General features: G+C 53.3%; 15 protein-coding genes. 2 read left to right on the top strand and 13 right to left on the bottom strand.

Translation table 11 applies throughout. The features are described 5' to 3' along the window. Window positions 1-200: 200 nt before the first annotated feature. The 4 genes from GSQ91_RS11525 to GSQ91_RS11510 all read right to left on the bottom strand — a co-directional run bounded on the left by GSQ91_RS11525 (window position 201) and on the right by GSQ91_RS11510 (window position 6,796). Window positions 201-1,586, bottom strand: coding sequence for a TlpA disulfide reductase family protein (locus tag GSQ91_RS11525; protein ID WP_158821689.1), 1,386 nt, complete (start codon window positions 1,584-1,586; stop codon window positions 201-203). Window positions 1,587-2,129: 543 nt separating this feature from the next. After that, window positions 2,130-3,644, bottom strand: a complete 1,515-nt coding sequence (locus tag GSQ91_RS11520) for a MetQ/NlpA family ABC transporter substrate-binding protein (RefSeq protein ID WP_158821688.1) — start codon at window positions 3,642-3,644, stop codon at window positions 2,130-2,132. Beyond that, window positions 3,641-4,762, bottom strand: coding sequence for a methionine ABC transporter ATP-binding protein (locus GSQ91_RS11515; RefSeq protein WP_158821687.1), 1,122 nt, complete (start codon window positions 4,760-4,762; stop codon window positions 3,641-3,643). Before GSQ91_RS11515 ends, GSQ91_RS11520 begins: the two co-directional genes overlap by 4 nt. Before the next feature lie 162 nt (window positions 4,763-4,924). Beyond that, on the bottom strand, window positions 4,925-6,796 hold the full coding sequence (locus GSQ91_RS11510; RefSeq protein ID WP_158821686.1) for an ankyrin repeat domain-containing protein: 1,872 nt from the start codon (window positions 6,794-6,796) through the stop codon (window positions 4,925-4,927). Between the two features lie 1,094 nt (window positions 6,797-7,890). Between GSQ91_RS11510 and GSQ91_RS11505 the strand changes: the two genes are divergently transcribed. Then, window positions 7,891-11,514: a TonB-dependent receptor gene (locus GSQ91_RS11505; RefSeq protein WP_254064514.1), complete on the top strand. Its 3,624-nt coding sequence runs from the start codon at window positions 7,891-7,893 to the stop codon at window positions 11,512-11,514. Between the two features lie 679 nt (window positions 11,515-12,193). On the opposite strand, the gene garR is transcribed toward GSQ91_RS11505, so the two are convergent. The 9 genes from garR to GSQ91_RS11460 form a co-directional block, all read right to left on the bottom strand. After that, complete coding sequence (gene garR, locus GSQ91_RS11500) at window positions 12,194-13,093, bottom strand: 2-hydroxy-3-oxopropionate reductase (RefSeq protein ID WP_158821685.1); 900 nt, start codon at window positions 13,091-13,093, stop codon at window positions 12,194-12,196. Window positions 13,094-13,117: 24 nt separating this feature from the next. Then, window positions 13,118-13,912 (bottom strand): 2-oxo-tetronate isomerase, encoded by a 795-nt coding sequence (gene otnI, locus GSQ91_RS11495; RefSeq protein ID WP_158821684.1) that lies wholly within the window; start codon window positions 13,910-13,912, stop codon window positions 13,118-13,120. After that, window positions 13,905-14,915: a transketolase family protein gene (locus GSQ91_RS11490; RefSeq protein ID WP_158821683.1), complete on the bottom strand. Its 1,011-nt coding sequence runs from the start codon at window positions 14,913-14,915 to the stop codon at window positions 13,905-13,907. Before GSQ91_RS11490 ends, otnI begins: the two co-directional genes overlap by 8 nt. Continuing rightward, window positions 14,903-15,721 (bottom strand): transketolase, encoded by an 819-nt coding sequence (locus tag GSQ91_RS11485; protein ID WP_216845188.1) that lies wholly within the window; start codon window positions 15,719-15,721, stop codon window positions 14,903-14,905. The genes GSQ91_RS11490 and GSQ91_RS11485 overlap by 13 nt, the downstream gene beginning before the upstream one ends. 130 nt (window positions 15,722-15,851) lie before the next feature. Next, complete coding sequence (locus GSQ91_RS11480) at window positions 15,852-17,144, bottom strand: MFS transporter (RefSeq protein ID WP_216845186.1); 1,293 nt, start codon at window positions 17,142-17,144, stop codon at window positions 15,852-15,854. Window positions 17,145-17,216: 72 nt separating this feature from the next. Beyond that, entirely contained in the window at window positions 17,217-18,062 is an 846-nt protein-coding gene (locus GSQ91_RS11475; RefSeq protein WP_158821681.1) for a sugar phosphate isomerase/epimerase family protein, read from the bottom strand. Between the two features lie 242 nt (window positions 18,063-18,304). Then, a complete protein-coding gene (gene rpiB, locus GSQ91_RS11470) occupies window positions 18,305-18,817 on the bottom strand; it encodes a ribose 5-phosphate isomerase B (protein ID WP_254064513.1) in 513 nt (170 codons plus the stop codon). A 331-nt stretch (window positions 18,818-19,148) separates the two neighbouring features. Continuing rightward, window positions 19,149-20,588 carry a glycerate kinase gene (locus GSQ91_RS11465; protein WP_158821680.1) on the bottom strand — a complete coding sequence of 480 codons (1,440 nt, stop codon included), beginning with the start codon at window positions 20,586-20,588 and terminating at the stop codon, window positions 19,149-19,151. A gap of 127 nt (window positions 20,589-20,715) precedes the next feature. After that, window positions 20,716-22,434 (bottom strand): ADP-ribosylglycohydrolase family protein, encoded by a 1,719-nt coding sequence (locus GSQ91_RS11460; protein ID WP_158821679.1) that lies wholly within the window; start codon window positions 22,432-22,434, stop codon window positions 20,716-20,718. 503 nt (window positions 22,435-22,937) lie between these two features. On the opposite strand from GSQ91_RS11460, the gene GSQ91_RS11455 reads away from it, so the two are divergent. Further along, a complete protein-coding gene (locus tag GSQ91_RS11455) occupies window positions 22,938-23,780 on the top strand; it encodes a FadR/GntR family transcriptional regulator (RefSeq protein ID WP_158821678.1) in 843 nt (280 codons plus the stop codon). Window positions 23,781-23,789: the final 9 nt, after the last annotated feature.

Below are 23,789 nucleotides of genomic sequence, written 5' to 3'. Positions count from 1 at the left end.
GGCAAAAACGGAATAAAAGAGGCCGGGCAGACCGCGGCGAGTCGTGGTCAAGGGCAATCATTGGCTCGCAAATTGGGCTGAGTTGAAGGCGGCACGTGCCAATGCTCTCGACGCGATTCAAACCAAACAAAGAGGGATGCTCGCTGGCCGGGCTCGACCGAGCATCCCTCCTATACTGCGCTGCTAGACCAGCGGTACTACTAGGGCTTCAAAGGCGACACTGCAGCAGATGCACTCTGGCTCGTCGCGTTTTCTGCGAGAAGCTTTTCGATCTTGGCCGTGAACTCCTCTTGTAGTTGACTATTGAATTCGCCGCTGGCCTGAGAGGCAAAGCCGGAGTGGATTCCCTTAGCGAGACCATCCCGTCCCACGAAGATGGTTGCCGGCCAAGTATTCAGATTGACCGCTTGAGGAACCTTCTCCCACATTTCGGAAGGGGCTCCTGCGATCAAGTAGGTGTATTTGACGCCATATTCCTTCACAAAGGCACGCTCGCGGGTAAGATTGCCCTGCTCCTCGGGTTCTTCGAAGTCGAGAGCTACGATTGCCAGACCTTTGTCACGGTACTTCTTGTCGAGTTGAACGAGGAAGCGTGCTTCATCGTGGCAGTTAGGGCACCAGGTGCCGGTCACGATCGCAAGAACCACTTTGCCCTTGAAGCGCGGATCATCGCTGGAGACTAGCTTGCCGCTGGCATCGGGAAAGCTGAAGGCGAACTTCTCATTCGCATTGCGGATGGTTGTGTGGGTATCGAAGTTGTCGGGTTCAGGAAAGCCTTTGGCGCGAGCCACTTCCGGGCGATAGGCAATAAGCCTATCACCGGTGACAGCCGCACTCGGCGCTGCGTCATACTGACCGGCACTCGCACTCGCGGTTTTTGTCTCAGGGCTGTCTCCTTCGATAGCTCTCTTGAGAGCCTCGTTATGTTGGACTACTTCCAGTGTTCCATCTTTCTTAGCGGAAACTTCAATCACGCCAGGGCGCGATCCATCAAAGTGACTCAGAATCCATTTGCCGTCTTTGTAGGTACCGCTGTAGGCTCCGGTATCCCCATCAATGCGAAGGATCGATGCTTCGGCATCTGCTCCATTTTGCCTCACGATGAGATGGAAAGATTTCTCTCCTTTCGAACTTGTAGACGCAAGTGGAAGCTCCCACACTCCCGCAATGGAAGGCACATTTTCAAGTTTTACCGTCGAGTCCGCATGACGAGTCGCTTCAAAACCATAGTTGATGTGAAATCCTGGGCCCTGTAAGACCACGTCACCGGCAAGCTCTCCGTTCTTCAGGGTCGCGGTGATGGTCGTGAGATAGTGCTCGGCTTTTAGCGTAAGTATGCCGTCCTGGTACGACGCATTGGTCGTTTCCTCATAGGGCTTGAAACCATCGTAGAAAGTACCTCTAAGCGTTGGTCCCGATCCTGCGATGTCGAGCCGAAACGGGACCGCCGGCCCATTATTGATGAGGCTGGCATCCCAGCGTCCGTCGATGGGCAGCTGCGTATCGCTAGATTGAGCAACGGCTCCGGATGAACCGAAGGCTGCAAGAATGAGGGCGAGACCTATACTTCGCGAAATTATTCTCACTGGATGAATTCCTTTCTGGTGGATGATCGTGAACTACTGCTCTTGACGGCTCGGCTGTGACTCCTGTGTGCTTCCACATTTGCAAACTCGCGACAGCAAACTAGTTCTTGGGGACGGAAAGCTCATCCTTAAGAACGCATATGCCGCTTAGCGAAAACTTGGAACACGAAATGCCCAGGCTGGCCGGGAATTACCCGAAGACCGTTCTCGAAGTGCGGGATAGATCCTCGTATCCCTTGCGAAAGGCGATGAGATTTTGAGGTCGACTTAAACAGAAAACCCGCTCCGGAAGAGTCACTGGGCGGGTCTGTCAACCACGATATGGATCTATGCGATCACATACGAGTCGGTTGAACACGATTTTCCCGTTCCCCAGCGGAGATGCAGGACGAACAACAATATGTTCTGGGAATAAATCGCATAATCGAAACTTACTACCGCACTAATAAGTTGTCAATCAATAGCCAGGTCTTGCGTCGAAGCGACAGCTGAAACCTTATATCCCGAAAGTGTTCACTTATTCACCTCTCATCCTATAGTTGCCTAGAATGCCGGGAGGACTGCGCCCTGATACTTTTGTTGAATGAATTGCCGAGCGATAGGGCTCTGTAATGCCTTCACCAAAGCAAGGATGCGGGGATCGGTTGCTTTTCCGGGCACAGTGGACAGTACATTGGCATAGGGAGATGCAGAGTTTTCCAGGAAGATCGCATCCTTGAGCGGATTCAACTTTGCTGCCAAAGCATAGTTCGTATTGATCACAGCGGCGTCGACATCGCGAAGCGAACGCGGCAACTGTGCCGCCTCGAGCTCGCTGATCTTCAGATGCTTTGGGTTCTGAGAGACATCCTCAAGCGTTGTGTTCGTATTGGTTCCAGTGCGCAGCTTAATCAATCCTGCGGACTGCAGCAGAAGTAGCCCTCGCCCCAAATTGACCGGGTCATTTGGAATCGCAATGATTGCACCATCAGGCAATGCGCTGAGCGTCTTTATGCGCCCAGGATAGAGTCCGAGTGGTTCGATATGGATTTTGGCCACCGCGATGATATTCGTACCGTGGTCCCGGTTGAAGCGGTCCATAAAAGGGACATGTTGAAAGAGGTTCGCATCGATATCCCCTGAGGCCAATGCCAGATTTGGCTGGATATAGTCACTGAAATAGATGATCTGCACGTGGATCCCTTCCCTCTCCAAAATCGGCATCACCGCCTGGAGAATCTCTCCGTGTGGAATAGGATTTACGCCGACGCGCAGAGGCTTGTGGAGTACCGCCGAGTGCACATGAAGAACAGTCGCAAGTATTCCAACTAGAAGGATACCGAGAGTCCCCCAACGCACTACAGGAAGATATCGAGGAGGTATCTTCCACCAGCGTTGCCGCTGCAGTGCTCCTATTGCGCCAGCTTTCCCGGTGCGTTCGAAGTGCCGCGCGAGGATATCGCCTGAAAACTGAATCCCCTGGATCATCATGATCAGCACAATGACTGTTACCACCATGATGTCGAGACGAAATCCCTGGTAGCCATAGCGAATAGCCAGATCACCCAGGCCTCCGCCACCCACCGTACCAGCCATCGCCGAGTAGCTGACCAGAGTGATCGTGACTACGGTGAAAGCTCGAATTAGCGCGGGAACTGCCTCTGGCAGATATGCTTTGCGGATGACCTGCCACGGGGTAGCACCCATCGTGAGGATCGCTTCAATCGCGCCGCGGTTCACCTCGCGAAGCGCACCTTCCACCAGCCGTCCGACATAAGGGATGGCTCCAACCACCAGCGGCACCATCGCCGCCGTCGTTCCAATCGATGTCCCCACGACCCAACGAGTGAAAGGGATAATGGCGACCATCAAAATGATGAAGGGGATGCTGCGGCCGATGTTTGTGAGTGTGTTCAGGAAGCGGTTCAACCACGGCGCTGGCAACACACCGCTTTGCTCCGTGACGACCAACAAAACGCCAAGTACGGTCCCACCTACTCCACTGATCAACGCAGATACTGCGACCATCGCAATGGTCTGCAAGGTAGGCTCCCAAAGCAGTTGCAGTAGCTCTTTCACTCCGGCCTCCCATTTGTTTCTGCTTCAGACCAGGGATCAATTTGTGTCACGACAGCTCCATGCGCTTCGAGAAATCCTATGCTCTGTTCCAGCGTTCCCGTCGCACCACTGAGTTCGACAACGAGCAAACCATAGGTTGACCGGTTCAGTGCTCCAATATCGGCGCGCAGAATGTTCACGGTGACATCGATGGTGCGAACCAGGGTCGAAAGGACATGGCTCGTAGCACTCTGGCCTAGAAACTGCAATTCCAGGAAGATCGAGTCCTGGTGTGCTGTCTTTCCGCCCAGATATTCAGCCAGATGTTCGACACCCAAGTTGCGTCCCAACAGGCGCTGTGTCGTCCTGCTAGCAGGACGCAGCAACACCTCTTCGACAGGCCCCTCCTCGACGATAGCGCCCTGGTCGAGCACAGCGACGCGGTCACAGATTGCTCGGACAGCGCTGAGTTCGTGCGTAATAAGAAGGATCGTTACTCCAAGTTCATCGCGGACCCGGCGCAGAAGTTCCAGCACAGATGCAGTCGTCTCCGGATCGAGCGCAGAGGTGGGCTCATCGCTTAGGAGGACTGCCGGCTTCGTCGCCAAAGCGCGGGCGATGGCGACTCGTTGCTGTTGTCCGCCGGAAAGCTGCGATGGGTAGTCGTCCGCTTTTGTCTGCAGACCAAACCAGGCGAGCAACTCCGTCACTCGTTCGTCGATTGCCTCTGGACTCGATCCAGCAAGTTCCAGAGGCAGAGCGATATTCCGTGCCACGGTACGCGAACGAAACAGATGAAGCTGTTGGAAGACCACGCCGAGCCGGCGCCGGGCAGATCGTAGCTGCGTCCCGTTCATATTGGCCAAGTCAGCTCCATCAATCAGTACTCTTCCTTCATCAGGAAGCTCCAGACGGCTGATGCACCGCAGTAGTGTGGTTTTGCCTGCGCCGCTGAAGCCGATAATGCCCTGAATCGTACCTTTCGATACGCTCAGGCTAATGCCAGAGAGCGCATTCGACCAATTGGAGCCTTGCTGGTAACGTTTCGTGAGGTTCTCGAGCAACACGGCCGGAGGCGGTGTTGGAACCGAGATCTCCCGATGATCGAGTTGGGGAAAAGATCTTGCGTCGTCAGGCATATGCTTTGTCCTCGTTGTTGTCAGGCATAGATGCCCAGCAGTTGAATAATTTGCTCAAGTCAGGGACACAACGGAAAGTTGACTGATATGGATATTGGGCAATGAGCGCCCGATAGACCACAGCACTTCGCTCAGCGAATGTAAAAAGGCGTTCCGCCAATCTCACCGTAGAGCGGATGCTAACTTCACGTAGTGAAACTTCTCCGCGAGCTGTACCGGAGTATGTCCCTCCGGATCTTTAACGTCGCGCTTCGCACCGGCAGCGAGTAACTGCTGCACAATCGCCGTCTCTCCATAGTCCACCATCGAAGCATAATGCAGAGGTGTAAGTCCGATTCCATCAGGAGCGTTCACGTCTGCTCCCTTGGCAATCAGGATTGCCACGACATCCTTGTAGTTCGAGAGGACTGCCCGTGACAGCGGAGTCAGTCCGCGCAGATCACGCTCGCGTATATCTGCGCCTGAGTCGATTAGAAACTGCACCATCGGCGCATCGCCCATGTCGATCGCATTGATCAAAGGGGAGTAACTTCCACCCCGGCGCGTCCATTTCTCGTTGACTCCATCGCCATGGGCGATCAGCAACTGCGCCTTCTCGATCTCACCGGTGCCCGCAGCAAGGAATAGCGGCGAAGGAACACTTGTGTCAGTCGTCCCACGAGCAACCGTAGCACCATGATCGAGAAGTGTTCGCACGACCTCAGTTGTCCCGCGATAGTTCGCCGCCACGGTCAGTGCTGTAAAGCCATTCTTTGTTCGGGTGTTCACCGCCGCGCCGCGCTCCAGAACCAACTTCGTCTTCCCAGCATCGGTCGCCACCAATTGCAGTAGAGGAGTTCCTCCCGGTGTCGTGGCATTTGCGCTTAGTCCCTTGTCGAGCAGTGTCTTCAACTCCTGCGTGGTACCGAAGAGTGCCGACTCAATCCATGTGTTGTCCGGTTGAGGGCCAGTAGGAAAGAGCCCACTGTCGTCCGATGCCGTGTAGAGTGGCACTGTCACATTCACCTTCGGCTGGGTCAACAAGAGCGCCTGAGTGGCCCACTCCGTACCGAAAACAGAGATTACATAGTCGTCGTCATAAGGAAACTTGAAATCAAAGGGAGGCGGACTCAACTCAACCGGAGCGACCAGCCGTGTCTTTACATGCCATGAACCGTCTTTAGCCTGCGTCTTAAGGAGATATTCAACCCCATGCCGGTATACGGGGTCCTTTACGTTCAAAGCCCTGGACTCATTCAGAGCGACCAGTGCTTGCCCTGTGGCATACGCGTCGCTGTCACGCGTTGGAATCTGTGCCCATCCGCCGTCCTCTCTCTGCTCTTTGATCAGCCGCCTTGCAATCGGCTCAATCTCCTTCTGCGAAGCATCCGAGGACTTTAGGCCGAATAGCTGCATACTCTCATCCTCGGTCCCGCGCGGGGCTGCCGTAAGCAACCACTGCTTCGCCCGCCCTATGACCTTTCGTTTTTCCACTGCGATCCGCGTCGGCAAGTAGTCGCGAATTGCCTCAATTGCATAGGCGGTGGCGCTGAAATAGCTCTCAGACTCAGGAGGCCGCCGATCCGAAGTTACCCAGTAGCCTGCGGGTGTCTGTAAGCGCTCCACTCGCTTCGCGTATGCAGCCAGATATAAGTTTCCCGGCACACCGAGATCATGAAGCGAGGTCAGCTGGATACCATCCACGATCGGCGCATCGACGAAATAGGTACCTTGCACTGCATAGTCCAGGCTTCCGATCGCCTCGATACTCTTCAGGCCAAGCGTCTTCCGCAGATTCGTGTTCGCCGCGGCACGGTCGACCGCAATGCCATGCTCCGTTGCCAGGCGATCCAGCCGGAACTTGATCGCCTCGTGATGGCAGTTGTAGCAATAAGCCTTATCCACCCACGCCTGCTCGCTCACGTTAAGTAGGTCGTTCGCTTGATGAATCGCGCGTAAGATCTGCTCGTTCGAGGCGTGCGTAGGAAGCTGGGCTCCAGCTACCGTGGACCCGACGAGCAAAACTGCCAGGGCGAAGAAAGAGAAACGCTGCATGAACCCTCCAGAGCGCGATTCAGAAAAACACAAGAACACTGCAAGCGGCAAGATGAGGAAGCTCACCTCATCGGGTTCAGGTTAAAAAGAAAACCCACCCGGCACCAAGCCTGAGCGGGATTTGAAGATCGCTATGCAAGTCGACTGAAGTCAATGACTCCGGATGAAATGTATCCACGCTCCGCCCGCCACAGAATACAAACGACAACAATCGCGGGAGTTATGAACTGTAACCATGTGTAGATGCTATCTATCAGCCGAAGGGGCGTCAATCGAGGAGAGACTCAGGGCATTGACCTTTCGAAAAGGTATACCCGCATTTTTAATGCACGAAATCGATCATCTACAGAGCACTCTTTATATCGATCGCATGTTGTAACGCAGTTTCTCCACCTTGGATAACTAAAGTTGGCATTGGAGAGATCGCCCATCGCGTCACGCTGGAGACTAATGTTAGTCATTCTGATCTTGACCTTAAGCCCGCCACCAGATATCTTTCCATACATGGCTCCTCAACCATTCTTTACTTGTCGTTGTTGCTCTTCCGTCTCCGGAGAGCAGTTGACGCTGAGCCACATCCGGATACTGGCGGCCTGATTCAGGCTCAACAGTGTTCAGGGTTATCACTCTCCACTCCTAAATAATTCACTCGTTAGCTGAGTCCACGTTTCTCTCCTGATATCGGGCGAGATGATCATCGTGCTATGTGATTGGTTGAGATGCGCCGAATATTCGTACAAGGCCGTTATTGTTGTCCCAGCTTCCAATCTCCTCACTGGTGGGACAGGGCATGTGTGTCGTTGATGGCTTGATCCACAAGCTACTCGTTTGATTCCCATATCTCTGTGGCCCGCTTGCCCCGCATAGTGGGCCTGCTCTGTAGACACGTGTTGAGTCGTTATCTTACCGGCCAACGAACGGACCGAGAAACACTGCGTGCCTTCATACCGGGAACCGCCCGTTTGGGGACGAGATGTCTCTCTTTGGCGCAAACAGCATTGCAATCGGAAGACGTTGGAGAAAACATGCTAAAAGCTGTTCATTGGAAACCAGGTATCTATATTGCTGTACGCTCCAGCATCTTGACACTATTTATGGCTAGTACTCTATCTGTACATGCTCAGACAAACTATGGGAGTGTGCGAGGACGTGTGACGGATGCTCAAGGAGCTGTAGTCTCTGATGCCATCATCTCGCTAATCAACTCGGAAACTCATCTCGACCGTTCTACTCGTTCGAACGCGTCAGGGGCCTACTTCTTTACTGCGGTAGATCCCGGGACGTACACAATCGCAATCTCGACTTCGGGCTTCAAAAAGACTGAGAGAAAGGATGTCGTCATCGAGCTCGGTGCGACAGCGACGATTGACGAGAAGCTTGAGGTGGGTACGGTAGGTGAGACGGTGAATGTTTCGGCTGCAGAGCCTCTGATCGACACTGCGACCGCTTCCGGAGGGCAGCTTTTCTCCGAGCAGCAGGTCCAGGATCTGCCAAACCTGGGACGCAATCCATTCATCCTCGACAAGCTGGACAACAATGTGACGCCGGTAGGTGATCCCCGTTTCGTGCGTTTCGAAGATCAAAACGGCACGGCTTCCGTATCGGTGTCCGGAGCTCCGATCGGCGCAAATAGTTATGTCGTCGATGGAATTCCAATCTCGACATCAACTGGAGGCGTTACATTTGTTCCTTCCATTGAGGCTGTATCCAATGTGAAGGTGCAGGCGAACACGTATGACGCCGAAATGGGTCGAACTGGCGGAGGAGTTTTCAATACATCGTTGAAGTCTGGTACAGACACATATCACGGTGTGCTATTTGGCCTCACCCGGCAGACTGATTGGGCAGCCAATACCTGGTTCAATAATCACAACCAATACACGAATAGTTCGGGAGTCTCTCAATCTCCGCCAGCTCCGAGGCCCAATTTCACGACGTACCAATACGCTGGCGCCTTTGGCGGCCCACTGCCATTCAGCAACAAGAATCGCTATCTGAAGAACACCTTCTTCTGGGTAACGGAAGAAGGTTATCGGCAGGCTCAACCCTTCGTGAGCACAACTACCCAGTACTATGTTCCGACGGTTGCGGAACGGGCCGGCGACTTCAGCGCAGATATCGGTTTACCGCTTTATGATCCAACCCAGCCCTTTGTGAATGGTAATCGGACCGCGGTTCTCTCTGGAACAATCAATGGTGTTTCCAAGCCCAACGTGATTCCCGCTAATTACATCAATCCCATCGGGCAGGCGATCGTGAACTCATTTCCGCTTCCAACCACGAGCCAGGCCTACGACGGTAGCCATGCGAACTACTTTGGATCTGATGACTACAAGACGCGCGGCGACGAGTATGTCGGAAAGCTCGACCATGCTTTCGCCCCGTGGTGGTCCGCTGCGGCTTCTTATGTTCATCTTGCAACGCAGGAGCCAAACGGGAGCATTTTACAAACCGTTGCCGCAAGTCAAGGGGTGTTGACTCGATATATCGATGCGACGGCCGTGAACAATATAGTTACTCTCAATCCGACCACACTTCTGACCGTGGGCTATGGATTCAACCGCTATTATTCAACGGACCCGCAATATAGCAATGGCTTCAATCAGACGAACGGATTTGGCGGCACAGGCTTTCCTGCTGGATATGTAGATCAGCTGCAGTCGAAGACGTTTCCGACTATCACCCTGGCGAACGTAACACAGGCAGCATCGCTTGGCGCAGCCAACACCGGACCGACTATTCAGACATCACGCAATTTGATCGTAGGGTTGACCAAGACGATAGGCAAACACAACATCAAGACCGGATACGTGTTTCGCAGCCTCACATCTTTCTCCTCCCCGGAGACGAACGGAAATGGCTCGTTTACCTTCGATGGGCAATACACGACCCAGAGTGGCGGAGCGCCTAGTAGTGGCAATGGACCGAATGCAATTGCCGACCTGTTACTTGGCCTTCCATCAACCGCCAGTGTTCAGATCAATGCGGTAGGACTCAACATGAATCAGCACTATCATGCAGCCTATGTTCAGGACGATGTTCGCCTGGGGGAGAAACTGACCGCTAACCTGGGACTGCGCTACGAATACGAACAAGGGCAGAGCGAATCCAACAATCGATACACCGTTGGCTTCGACCCAAATGTCGCATACTCCTTTCCCGGAGCCAACGGAGATATCGCGACCCATGGCGCTCTTGCCTTTGCGGGACTAGATGGCTATTCGAAGCACTCAGGGGACCTTAGCCACACGAAGTTCTCGCCTCGCGCCGGGGTGAGTTACGAAGTTCAACCGGGCACTGTCGTTCGTGCCGGCTTCGGTGTCTTCTACGCGGCGGTAGGACTCACGCCTGCGTCTACCGGCTTCACGCAGACCACAAGCTATGCTCCCGGCAACGCCACGGGGCCGGTTGCGGTAGGGGCGAATGCCTATCTTTCCAACCCGTTCAACGCACAACTCCTGGCGCCCACGGGAACCTCACTTGGGCCGTTGACTGGCGTCGGAGGCTCTGTAGCAGTTTCAAGTTTCGGCTTGCGCTATCCGTTTGTGGAGCAGTATTCGCTGGATGTGGAACAACAACTTCCGAGCGGCATCGCTCTCAAGATCGGTTATGTCGGAGCCCACTCCCGCAACTTTCCGGACCCGGTGAACATTAACCAGATCCCGGATAACGTGCTGGCTTCGTATGCGGGCGGAACGACGAACCTGTCGGCGAAGGTCACCAATCCCTACTATGCGAAGACCGTTGGAGGCTACCCCTCAACTCCCTTCGGCATCATCGCGCAGCCGACAGTGGCAAAAGGCCAAACCTTACTGCCATTTCCCCAGTTTCAGGCTGTGACGGTAACCGAGAGTATTGGACGAAGCCAATACAACGCGCTGGATGTAAAGATCCAGAAGAGTTTTCGCAGAGGGTTGACCGTACTGGCCGCTTACACTTGGTCTTCGAACTGGGACAATCTGTATGGCTCGCCCGTTGCTGGACTCAACACGCTCAATCCGAATCCGAGTTCAAGCTCTCCTGGACCGCAAGACAACTACAACACAAACGCGGAATACTCTCGTGCGACCAACGACATGCCTAACCGCTTTACCCTGGCCGCTTCCTACGATCTGCCGATCGGACGCGGGAAGAAGGTCTTCGGCGGCGCGAATCGGTTTGTGAATGGACTCATTGGGGGATGGCAGATCAACGATGAGACGATCGTGGAGAACGGTGGTCCGCTGCCTGTTGTGCAGACGAATCTCAGTGCCGGAGCATTCGGAACAACAGGGGTCGGTGGAACAAATCAGCGTCCCAACCTACTTCCCGGAGCGAATCCCTGCTACTCAGGCAGACCACAGAGCCGTCTCGGGGGATCGCCTGGCCTCAACAAACCATATTTTAATCTGAATGCGTTCTCCCCTGCGCTTCCTTACACGTATGGCAATGCTCCGCGTACGCTGAGTTGCTATGGGCCGGGATTTAATAACTCGGACCTTTCGATCAACAAAGACTTCAAGGTAACGGAAAGGGTGAACTTCCAGTTCCGCGCCGAGGCCCTCAATGTCTTCAATACCCCGGAGTTCGGTCAGCCCGGGAATATCCTCACGTTTAGTAGCAGCAGCCTCACATCGGCGTCCTACACTCCCGCAGCAAGCAATGCAACGGCGGGCGCTGTTACTTCTCAGCTAGGTTTTTCGCGAATCATTCAGCTCGGCGGACGTCTCACATTTTGAATGCCGCTGAGCCTTACGAAGCTTCAGATCTGGAGGAACCTTTTATGACTTTGCCTCACCACTAGCTGTCCGCTTTTCCGATCGACAAATCACCTAATCATGACTGGACTCATGGATGCGCCATTCTGACGACATCCCATGAGTTCCGAGGAGGTCATCGGTAACTTCGCAAATGAAGAGAACATAAAGGTGGTTCAGGAGCTCACGCGTCATCCAAGTATCCGATTCAAACTTGAGATCTATTCGCAAGTTCAAATCATTACAAAGAGACAGGCACAGCGATCTGAGGGACGGTTGAGAATGGGCCGAAAAAAGCTAAGCCAGGTTGGGTTCCCCACGTACCAACCCACGCCCACATGGTGTGCTGTGGCTTTGTGGCATTTTTGTGGCAAATATCCATTGGGTCAAAATAAATCTTCGCCGTCCGTCACCCAGATTTCAATCGGCCCGGATCAATCGCAGTTGGGACACGAGACGATTCCGGTTGTGATTGCCTTCAGATCGATCTCCGCCAGATTTGAGACGCATTCGCATTTTGGGAAGATATGCACAGGCTCCGAGTGCTTTTTCTCGCTCGGATTTGAAATATGCACACTCATCTACGATTGGAGATTCCATTGGCAAAACTAACCATTATCGTCGTCTATCGGCAGACCATGCTGAGATGGCGCCTCTTACGCTATCCAACCGCCGGTTGTGTAATTTGAATGTCCGCCATCTCTTCGACAAATGTGACAATCGCGGAATGATCTAAATCACCCTTCCCTTGGTTCATGAGCGCAATCAAAATCTGCTGTATTGCGCTGGTAAGTGGCAGACTGACCTTCATCGACTCGGCAGCTTGCAAGGCGTTTCGAAGATCCTTTTGATGCAACCGAATTCGAAATCCTGGTTTAAAGTTGCGGCTGATCACCATAGGAGCTTTGGCATTGAGAACGGTACTCCCTGCCAAGCCGCCTTTGATGGCGTCGAGGACAATATTGGGATCTAATCCCGCTCGTGTAGCCAGCACGAATGCTTCCCCCATGGCGGCGATATTACAAGCCACAATGATCTGATTGGCCAGCTTGGCGAAGTTCCCAGCGCCAATAGGTCCTGTGAGCGTAACGCTAGATCCCATGGCTAGCAGTACCGGCTCCACTTCCTTGAATACAGATGCTTCGCCTCCAACCATGATTGCGAGTGTTCCATCAACAGCTTTCGGTTCTCCGCCACTGACCGGGGCATCTAGGAATCGGACTTTCTTAGCCGCACAACTCGCACCTATTTTTTGTGAAATAAGCGGATTGACCGAGCTCATATCAATTACCGTCGAGCCGGGCTTTGCTCCTTCAAGGACGCCACAAGTACCGAGAATGACCTCTTCTACCTCAGGTCCATCAGGCATCATCGTGATGACTATGCTTGATCTCTCGGCGACATCGCGTGAGGATTCGCCACGTGCAGCTCCGAGTTCAACGAGGCGATCGATGGCGCCGGGAGAACGGTTGTAGACGACCACTTTGTGTCCAGCCTTCAACAGGTTCCGGCACATCGGACCACCCATAATGCCTAAACCAATAAATCTGATTTCAGCCATAGCGTTGTTCTCCTTAGGTCGTTGTTACTTCTGTCTTTTGAGGGTCGGCATCTCGTTGAACCAGCTCAAACCGTCGGTCGTATTGGCCGCCGGACGATACTCGCATCCAATCCAGCCGCTATAACCGATCGCATCTAGATGGTCATAGAGAAACGGATAGTGAACCTCACCGGTGTTCGGCTCGTTACGCTTAGGCACCCCAGCCACCTGTACATGGCCGCATCGTGCGGCATACTTGCTGAGCTTGATAGCCAAGTCGCCTTCCATGATCTGCATATGGTAGAGATCCATCTGCAGCATCAGGTTCTCGGCGTTTACTTCCTGAAGAATGTCAAACGCCTGGGCTTGCGTGTTAAGAAAGAAACCCGGAATATCGCGTGTATTAATAGCTTCAATCAAAAGGGTTAAGTTATGCTTCGCAAGTTCAGTTGCAGCGAACTTGAGATTGGCGACATACGCGGCCTTAGCGTCCGTTGGATTGATCCCTTGCGGCACAACACCCGCCATGGCGTGAAGCCTCGGAGTGTTCAAGGTTTTCGCGTATTCAATTGCGGTCGCTACCCCAGCACGAAATTCTTCTTCACGACCCGGCAGACAGGTTGTACCGCGCTCTCCTGACGCCCAGTCTCCCGGAGGCAGGTTGAACAGTATGTTTTCCAAAGCATTTGTCTTGAGTTCCGCCGCTATGAGTTCTGTAGGAAACTCATAGGGGAACAGATATTCGACACCTGTAAATCCCGCATTGGCCGCGGCGGCGAACCGCTCAAGAAACGGCACCTCGTTGAACATCATCGAAAGATTGGCTGCAAATTTAGGCATTTTGGGTCGCCTCCGAATGGTTCTCAAGTTTCCTGCTTGCTGACTTTCTATTGAGGATGCGGCGAACCGCGCCAACGATCGCTTCTACGCTCATCCCATATTTATCCAAGAGATCAAGATAGGGTCCACATTCGGCAAATGTGTCATCAAGGCCCACTCTCTCCACCGGAACGGGGCAAACGTCTGCAAGGCATTCTGCGATGGCACCCCCGAGACCGCCGACAATAGTGTGCTCTTCCGCAGTGACGATCGCACCCGTTTCACGCGCACAGGATTCGACCAACTCAACATCAAGCGGCTTGATTGTGTGCATGTCTACGACACGCGTGCTAATTCCCTCGTGGCGTAGTACTTCGGCCGCCTGAAGTGATCGAGCTACCAGCACACCGCACGCGATAATTGTGGCGTCATCGCCATCGACCAACGTGATCCCCTTGCCTATCTGCGGGTCACAATCATCCGTGTGGATCTGCGGCACTTCGTTGCGACATAACCGGAGGTAGACCGGCCCTTCCCATGCTGCTATCTGCGGCAATAGCTTCGTCACAGATAACGAGTCAGCAGGCACGACGATAGTCATTCGCGGGAGGCTACGAAAGATAGCGATATCCGTGATGGAGTGATGCGTAGGCCCGTCGAAGGAGTCAGACAGCCCAGCGTATGCTCCTGCTAGTTTGACGTTGGCTTGGCCATAACATAGGTGAGTCCGTACCATCTCCAAAGCTCGCGTCGCGATTAGGAAAGCAAAGGTATTCACGATGGGAACTAACCCACTGTTCGCTAATCCAACCGCAGCATCTACAAGTGCCGGCTCAGCGATCCCAACGTTGAAGAAACGATCAGGGAAACTCTGCTCAAACATGTTGCTGTAGTCCGAACTGCTAACGTCGGCACTCAACACGACCACATCCTTGCGAGCGTGTCCCAGTGCCACCAAGGCATCGCCGTAGGCCCTACGCATCATGATGGGCTGGCCAAATGGGTTTCTAATCAGGCTTGCCATTGCTCAACTCCTTCTCGCAACTCGACTAACGCTTGTTCGAATTGCTGCTCACTCGGAATCCCCCCATGCCACTGTGGCAGGTGCTCCATAAAACTGACTCCCTTGCCTTTAGTGGTGCGGGCAATAATTACTACCGGTCGTCCGTGAATCTCATCCGCGAGATCGAGAGCGTCCAAAATTGCGGCCATATTGTGCCCGTGAATCTCGATTACGTGCCAGTTGAAAGCAGCCCACTTATCAGTAATCGGTTCGGTCGGCATTACATCTTTCGTCATTCCGGTTTGCTGAACGCCGTTATAGTCGACGATGACTGTGAGGTTGTCCAAGCCGAACTTGGCTCCCACCATTAGGCCTTCCCAAATCACCCCAGAGTTGAGTTCGCCATCGCCCAAAACGACATAGGTCTTGCGGCGAGACCCCGCTATGCGGGCGGCCAGCGCCATTCCGGCCCCTATGGCAACGCCGTGGCCCAGAGGCCCGGCAGCAACCTCCACTCCAGGAGTTTTCGCTGGTTCCGGGTGACCCTGCAGACGGCTGTTCAATGCGCGAAATGTACTCAGTTCAGCTACTGGGAAGTACCCGCGGTGGGCAAGAACCGTATAAAGCATCGCGCACGCGTGGCCTTTTGAAAACACTAGTCGGTCGCGGTCATCCCACCCTGGCCTTTCAGGGTCCAATCGCAGTTGGTGGAAGTAGAGAGCCGTCAGAATCTCCGCAATCGAAAACGCTCCGCCAATGTGACCGCTCTTGCGCTCGTAGACCATGCGGAGGACATGAGTTCGATACTCATAAGCACGCAGGGACAAGTCTCGGATCATTTCGGGAGTGTGCCTTGTTCCGTACGCGTACAGTTTCCTCGATGGCTCAGATGTGTATCCATTCATGTCATCCTCATTTCGGTTCTTCCATTTATCTTTGTCGTCAACGGCCATAGTCTTAAATTGGAATTCCCTTCGTTTCGTAAATCTTGGGGTTGATAACGGGTGTGATCTTGCGCACAACCAGCAGAATGATGATGAATCCTAGTGGGTGCAATAAACCCGTGATGGCAAAGACGATGGTGTAACTGTGATATGCAGTGAGCAGCGCGCCTGCGAAGATATTGAACAGCATCCCGCCGAAAGCTCCTGCAGCACCAATCAAACCCGCAACAGAGCCGACACTGGATGAAGGGAACATGTCCGCCGTAAGGGTCTGCATGATCGTGGACCAACACTGATGGCCAAGCATCGCCAGACTGAAGAAGACAATTGTGACGGACAATGGCGATACAGTGATCAAAAGTGACAGGGGCATGCAGGCAGCGCTAATGCCCAGACATATTTTTCGCGAGGCATCAACGGAGAGCCGGCGCTTGACGAGGTAGCTCGATAACCACCCTCCCAGCAAGCTGCCTAAACTAGCTAGGGCGTAAGGAATCCAAGCGAAATATCCGATTGACTTGATATTTAGATGGCGTACGTCGGCCAGATATTTGGGCAACCAAAAGATCAGGAAAAACCATGCCGAGTCGGAGCAGAATCTGGCTGCTACTAGGCCCCAGACTTGCCGCAAACGAAGGAGGTCAGTCCAAGACAAGGAGGGGCTCCCAACCATCTTTGCGGGAATGGCCTCAGCTAGAAAGTCTCGTTCGGGATCTGTAAGTCTTTTATGCAGCGCTGGAGGATAGTACAGTCCGAGCCAACAGACCGCCCAGGCGAACCCCGTTGCACCGGTGATGAAAAATACCCAGCGCCAATTTAACCGCAGCACAATCACCGCAATCAAAGGCGGCGCGATCGTGGCGCCGAAACCGGATCCCGCATTGAAGATCCCAAAGGCCAATGATCTTTCTTTCGCCGAAAACCACTCAGCGATAGCTTTGGCCGCCGCAGGAAAGGCCCCGCCTTCGCCGAGCCCCAGCAAGAAGAGTCCAATTCCCAAGCCAAATACGCTCGAGACTGCTCCTTGCATAAGATTGGCCGCCGACCACCATACGATGATGACGAAATACCCCCAACGCGCTCCTAACATGTCCGTGAGCTTGCCGCCAACGATGTACATCACCCCATACGCAAGGAGGAACATAAACTGCAAGTTGCCGTATTGTTGATCTGTGATGGGTATGGTCTTTTGAATCTCTCCGATGACCACGGGCAGAGTCTGCCGGTCCACATAGGCTAGCGCGCTCGCAGTAGCGAGTAACCCGGCGATCCACCAACGTAGGTTCGGAATGCGTTTCGATATCACTGGGTTTCTCTAAGTAGATACGGGGTTGAGAGGCTTTGCAGGCGCATTTCGGCTTGGCGGGGTTCGAATTCTTTAGGCGACGGTAGTGGCCAGAGGGATAACGTCTCGGGAAAATCGGGAACGCAGAAATTTAATCGCCTGCCGTGCGGCCGCGTCTGGATTGGGTTCAGGTAATATTTCAGCCGTTATCCAATCGTTGTAGCCAATCTCGCCGAGGATCTGAAAGATTTCGTCGAGCGGAACGTGTCCCCATCCTGGTGCAAGACGATTTGAATCGGCTACGTGAACATAGCTTATGAAGTCGCGAGCTGCCAGGAACGCATCGCGAAACGATGCATCTTCGATGTTCATGTGAAAGGTGTCAGGCATCAACCGCACGCATCGCAGACCTGATTCGCGGATAAGCTCAATGCCTTGAGCGCAATTGTTGATGAAGTTCACTTCATATCGATTCACGGGTTCCACAAGTAACTCCACACCAAGTGGTTCGGCGATATAAGCGCACTGGCAGACACAGTCGATATAACGTCGGCTGGCCGCGTCGAGGGTGTCTTCGGAGTGAATCGTACCGCGGACTCGACCTATGTTCACCTTCGCATTGAACTCTGACGCAAGACGGATCATGTCAATGATTCGTTCGATGGCACGAGTTCGAACCGCTCCATCAGGATGTGTGAAATAAAGGTGATCTGCTGCGAAAACCTGACCGGTTGAAATGCAAGGAATTTCGAGGCCAGTCGCCGCCAGTCGCTGCTTTATTCGTTGCACATCCACCTGTGACGCGTCACGTAACGCAAGCTCAACCCCGTCGTATCCCAGTTCAGCGCAGCGATCGATACAGCTGCCGAGGTCGTCGCGGTATACAACATATGCACTTGGGAGCGCGTCTTTCGTTGAAACAGCTAACCCAATTTTCATTGCCAATCTCCTGTTGCGACTTTCTCGTTGCTCATGATCTGGATCGTCACTGACTCCTGTTATCGATGGATCGAGGACTGCTTTCTGTACCTATGTTCGGTCTTTAGAGCCGTGAGATCAGCTGACACCATAGGAAGCTATTGCCGAAGGCGTGAGAGCATTTCGACGCTCTGTTATTCCGCGCTATGCGCCGGAATCAAAATGGAGTAGAAAAGAGTGGCTTATTCGGAGGACCTTTCTTTTCATGTCTGTTTCTCGGGATCGCTCATCGGATCCACCGGCTCCCACATTCCGCAATTCGAGATTGCCCTCTCGGCCTCGCCGATTAGACCGAGCGAAATCTCATGGCGGCCGCCCTCAAAAGGTGTCGCGAGCCACGCATCGAGAATTTCCAATGCCTCTGGCACCCCAGTAATTTTTCCGCCAAGACAAAGCAAGTTCGAATCGTTATGCGCTCGGGTCATCTTGCCCATATGCACACTTGTGCAGAGTGACGCCCGAATTCCTTTGTACTTATTAGCGATGATGCTCATCCCGATTCCGGTTGAACAAATCAGGATTCCTCGGCTCGCTTCTTTCTTCACAATGGCTTCGGCGACCTGTGCAGCATAATAGGGATAGCGGACGATCTCCTCCGAGTGGCAGCCAACGTCGTGAACCGCAATTCCCTTCTTCTCGAGATGTTCGGCAATTTGCGATTTCAGTTCAAAACCACCGTGGTCGCTTCCTATCCAAATTGCGGATTTGTCCGTCACAGGTACCGACCTTTCTGGTCTTACACTTCATAGACACCGAAAACTCATCCAATTTCGGGCGGCTCCTCAAACGAACACTTCGCCCATTGGGTCTCGGCGCGTTAGGAGCTCTGAGCGGCGCAAAAATCCGGTTGGAAGTTTCCGGGTGTCCTACAATTCGTGAATACTAATCAATACAATGTATTAGTGTCAAAACATCACTATCAAAATGTTTATTTTCAACACTATAACATAGTGGTATTACCTCATACCTCACACCAATAAGACGCATGCGAAATATCGACAATGATTGAAGAGTTTGAAGATCCGTAACAACAATCTTGATATGGACTCAGAATTCGCCGATCAAAAGCCGGAGATCCCTCAGGTTCTGTTCAGTGGATTTCGTAACAACCAAATCACCTAGCGCAGCGAAGAGCGGGCTGGCGTCGAATGCCGCCAGTGATGCTTCAGCGTCATAACCTAGCGCGTGCGCACGTGCAACCGTCGTCACGTCCGCGATTGCTCCTGCCGCCTGAGTGTTCCCGTCTATTCCGTCCGAGCCCGCGCTCAGAACAATAAGCCGCTGTCCTTGATGTCGATCCAGTTCTAGAGCACACTGCAACACAAACTGCTGATTTCGCCCGCCGAAGCCGGGCCTCTCCTTCAGGGTCACCGTAACTTCTCCCACTGAGATCAAGCAAAATCGTGGGTACCTTCCACGTAGCGCATGAAAGCGATCCAGTAAGTAGCGAGCCGCTTCTGCATAATCCCAATCGTCGCAGGTGTTGTCCACAACCACGTAATAGCCGGCCTTCTCAGCGATTGCGCGGGCATTTTCTAACAAGTCATGGCTCGAAAGCAGTATCTCGAACCACGAATCCCGCAACACTTCATCGCTATCGCTTAAAGAAGGGCTTGGCTCCGGAGGTCGCGTGAGTTCTTCCCCCTCATTGCTCAGAGAGCATGATAAGAAACCCTCATTCTGGGAAAGCCCAGCCACAGGGTCTCGCCTATCAAAAAACCTGCGCACTGATTCGGGAAGTTTGGGGACCAAAGCATACCGATCCATCAACTCGCGCACCTCCACCAAAGTCGACCTATTGGGGAATGTTGGGCCAGAAGATAGCGCGTCTAGCGACTGCAGAGGTACATCAGGCAACAGTAGATTAACCTTGGTGGCTTCCCGTGCAGCCAGCGCCAACCGTCCACCTTTAACGGCGGAGAAGTGTTTTCGCAGGGTGTTCATCTCGTTGATTGGAGCACCCGAACCGAGCAGAACTTGATAAAACGTAATTGTCTCCTCTAGCGTGATCTGCGAGTCTAGTGGCAGTTCGAACATCGCAGATCCACCTCCCGAAATTAGAAAGAAGATCAACGTGTCTTTCTGTGCTGTTTTCAGGAGTGTTAGGGCCGCACGTGCCGCGGCAAACGAGGCCTCATTCGGGACCGGGTGGCCACCCTCAAAAAACTGGATCTCGCTATATTCGCCTTTCGGAGGTTGGTTCGAACAATAGATTCCACCAAGCCCCGTTCGTCGCTTCATACGATCCAACAACGCGTCTAGCATCGGCCCCGCCGCCTTGCCCAGAGCCACGACAAAGATCTGTTTGAAATTATTCATATCTATCGTCGACGAACTGGTGCCATCAGCCGCCAGACGATGCAATACATCTCCCTCAAATCGGATGCGTCGATCGAAGGAAGATGCGATGTCGCATGCCTTCAGTGCGTCAAAAAAGATTTCCGCTGCCTCTGCATGCCGAACTTCAAATTCATTGGGTGCGGCCACGAAATTGCTCCTTGAGCCACCCGGGGAAGCTCGTGCATCCTAGAGCGGACTGCTAATCAGTGATCGGCGGCATAGACTATCATGCCGCCGATCACATAGTGCATGTCATCCCTTTTCGGGATGACATCTATTGAAGTTGAGGCTTTTTCCAGTACGAATTTCCTGCTTCGTGACCTGGTACCAGAATGAGGTCATAAAGCCGGATGACGACCGACTGTTTCTTATACGCGCTCAGATCCAGATGGATGTGCTCCCAGTGGCGCGCTGCGTCAATTGTCTTCGTATCCGGAGGCCCATCAATATGTATCCCCGGTGGTGCCCCCCCCATCGGCATCACGATTGGGGGCTCTCGCATTGGGTGCGTCGGCGCTGGACCTTCTATCAATTTGTCGAGGACTCTGTCGTTGTTGACATAAACCTGCAAGTGCCAGGTTCGGCCAGGGTCGACGCCCGCGTCGAAATCGAGTGAAGGGCTGTCGCTTAGTTTAACTGTCTGACGCAGAAGCGCTCCGCGCACCTCATCTCGGGGAAAGACCGACAGGATATCTCCGTTTAAGAAAGTGGCGCCGCGGATTCCTCTAATTCCCCCGGTACCTCCGCCAAATCCAGCTCGTTCCAGAGACCATTCCGGGCCCCACCATTTGGTAAAGTCAGACAGTTTGAACAACTCGGGCGCCTGGGTGACGGGTTGCTGTATAGCAATGACAAGGTTATTGCCCTCGAGTTTAGCTCCGTGCGCGAGAAGAATCTTCTCCCCAATCTTTGCCGTCCGATCTCCCAGGACCCGGATGCTTTCGTCAACCGGCGGCGTTAGGGCAACGCCGCCCATGGTAGCGCCCTGAACCCGATCATTGAAAGAAGCCACCAACTCCGCTGGCATCGCGGCCATTCCATGCATCGCACCGATGACGGACGCGGCATTCGCTGCGTTGCAGTCGGTATCCGCATAATCGGCGATGGTAAACGCAAGGTTTTCCGTCTTTGCAAAATCGCCGTTTCCGAACCATACGCTTATAGCTACTATCGATCCGTTCACGACTGCATTGTTGGTCGCCGGATATTCGATACCCCAGCGCTCATTGATGACACGAGATATCTCTTCCGGCGACTTTCCTGCGTCGGCCATGGAAATCACCATATCCAGAGACTGACGATACGGAGACAAAGGCGATATCAAGCTTGCGGCTTTGCGAATGATAGTCTTGGTATCTGTCTCGACAAAGCCCAGGCTGATCATGCCAGAGATGAATACGGCGCCGTCCGTTCCCTCGGCATAGCCATTTACATGAGTCAACCGACGAGCCATCTCGGCTGCGACATTGGGCATACCCGGAGCAAGAGTGCCATAGACATCGCTGCTGAACTCCGGCCCAATGGTCCACCACAATTTGTTGTAGCGCGGGTTTCCGGTATCCGGGGCCTTCATTCCCTGCCTAAGCAAGCCAAGTGCTTCCGCGCTGGACCCCCAGGAGCCCGCGCTATTCTCGAGCCACTGGTCTCCTAGCTTCTCCACCGTGAGATTGATTCCGTACTTTTCGAAGGCTCGGATTGCCACCATCTCGTAGTAATAATCATCGTCGGTTTCTGCGAATCCCCGTCCATGAACCAGAGGGGTGTGACTAAGCACGGAGGCCGTCTTATGTTCAAAACGCAAGCCAGTCAATTGGCCAATCATCTGGCCCATCCATATCGCGTTGACGCGGTCCAAGTACTCCGACTGGGAGATGACCAGGCGTCCTTTTTGCACTTCGCTTGCGTGGGTTACAGGCGGAAATATCCCCATATTCAAGGCAAGCGCAGCCGTAAGCGCGGAAACAATTGTTGTGCTCCACCAATTAGTATTCATCGATATATCTCCCTTTGAAACTTAGATCAAGAGGTTGTGGGTTACGCCAGATGAGGTTGGCAAGGATCATGACTTGGCCCTCTGCTTGGACAACCCTCAAGCTGGACACAGTACCCTTCAATAGTTTGCGCATGCCTTGCGGTCCGCGGTGCGCTTTCGATCTGAGCCCATCACGTGCGGACAGTCGAGCTGTGATTGGGAGCACACCCGCGGACAATGTTCGATGCCCACCTCTTCCGGTTGTACCTACATGTCTCCCCAATACATAACCGGCTTCAACATGAAAGCTAGATGAGTTGCAAAATCGGTCGAATAGTAGATCATGCCATACATATATGTCAATTAAATCTATTAAATATTGATTACAAATACTTTATATTGAGGTACGACCTCTTACCTCATACCTCAATATGAAGACAATGTAAGGCATGAAACCTTCGGAAGCGACTTCTCTACTGTCAGACCTCCTACCACTTTTGCTTGACTTGGCTTGAGAAGACTCTATGATGGCAAATGATGATGCGGATCAGCGAATGACAAATTCAGCATTAAAGCGAGTACCCAAACTTCGTTTCGGTACAGTTGGCAACAAGAGCGCACTGGTCGACAGGGTTGTTGAAAAAATCCAGGAACTAATCCTTTCAGAGCGCCTAGCTGTTGGCACAAAACTGCCCCCGGAAAGAGAATTCGCTGAGCGTCTGGGTGTTAGTCGCACCGTCTTACGAGAAGCTGTGCGCGTCCTCTCAGCAAAGGGATTGCTTGAAACCTGCCACGGGGTAGGCACTACGGTTCGCGCATTGACTCACGAAGAGATGGTCGCGCCATTGAATCTGTTTCTTCGCTCCTGGGGTCGAGATGTCAGCCTCAATCACTTGCATCAGGTTCGATCTCTCCTGGAGGTGGAGAATATTGGCTTAGCGGCAGAGCATGCTTCGGAAGAAGATATCCAAGATCTTCGTCGCATCTTAGAGGAGATGAAATCTGCAAAAGCAAATCCCTTGCTCTTTGCGGCCAAGGACTCTGACTTTCATCGACGTCTTGCTCAAACGGCGCATAATCCGCTACTCACGCTGTTGCTCGACTCTATCCAGGACCTCCTGGTTGGGATTCGCAAGCTAGTTGCAGAGGAGAGCGGGCTAGTCGAACGAGTAATGCCCGCACACAATGAAATGCTGGAATGCATCGTAAATCGCGATGCGAGAAGGGCCAGACAGACGATGCGTGCGCATCTCCTCGCGGCGCTAGACGTTCAAAAACATGTAATCCGTTCCGAGTCCGATACCCAAGAGGCGAAATCCGAACAAGAGCAATCTGCAGATGCGAGCGGTACGGCCGAATACGCCTAAGTCCAGGTT

It is taken from the genome of Granulicella sp. S156, assembly GCF_009766105.1.
Classification (GTDB): Bacteria; Acidobacteriota; Terriglobia; order Terriglobales; family Acidobacteriaceae; genus Granulicella.
Note: the sequence above shows the minus strand (reverse complement) of the source record. Positions and strands in the feature narration are given on the sequence as shown.

What these genes read in the sequence shown, in the direction of transcription:
- GSQ91_RS11515 (WP_158821687.1), bottom strand. Translation starts at nt 4,762, where the DNA reads ATGCCTGACGACGCAAGATCTTTTCCCCAACTCGATCATCGGGAGATC.
- GSQ91_RS11510 (WP_158821686.1), bottom strand. Translation starts at nt 6,796, where the DNA reads ATGCAGCGTTTCTCTTTCTTCGCCCTGGCAGTTTTGCTCGTCGGGTCC.
- GSQ91_RS11505 (WP_254064514.1), top strand. Translation starts at nt 7,891, where the DNA reads ATGGCTAGTACTCTATCTGTACATGCTCAGACAAACTATGGGAGTGTG.
- garR (WP_158821685.1), bottom strand. Translation starts at nt 13,093, where the DNA reads ATGGCTGAAATCAGATTTATTGGTTTAGGCATTATGGGTGGTCCGATG.
- otnI (WP_158821684.1), bottom strand. Translation starts at nt 13,912, where the DNA reads ATGCCTAAATTTGCAGCCAATCTTTCGATGATGTTCAACGAGGTGCCG.
- GSQ91_RS11490 (WP_158821683.1), bottom strand. Translation starts at nt 14,915, where the DNA reads ATGGCAAGCCTGATTAGAAACCCATTTGGCCAGCCCATCATGATGCGT.
- GSQ91_RS11475 (WP_158821681.1), bottom strand. Translation starts at nt 18,062, where the DNA reads ATGAAAATTGGGTTAGCTGTTTCAACGAAAGACGCGCTCCCAAGTGCA.
- GSQ91_RS11460 (WP_158821679.1), bottom strand. Translation starts at nt 22,434, where the DNA reads ATGAATACTAATTGGTGGAGCACAACAATTGTTTCCGCGCTTACGGCT.
- GSQ91_RS11455 (WP_158821678.1), top strand. Translation starts at nt 22,938, where the DNA reads ATGATGGCAAATGATGATGCGGATCAGCGAATGACAAATTCAGCATTA.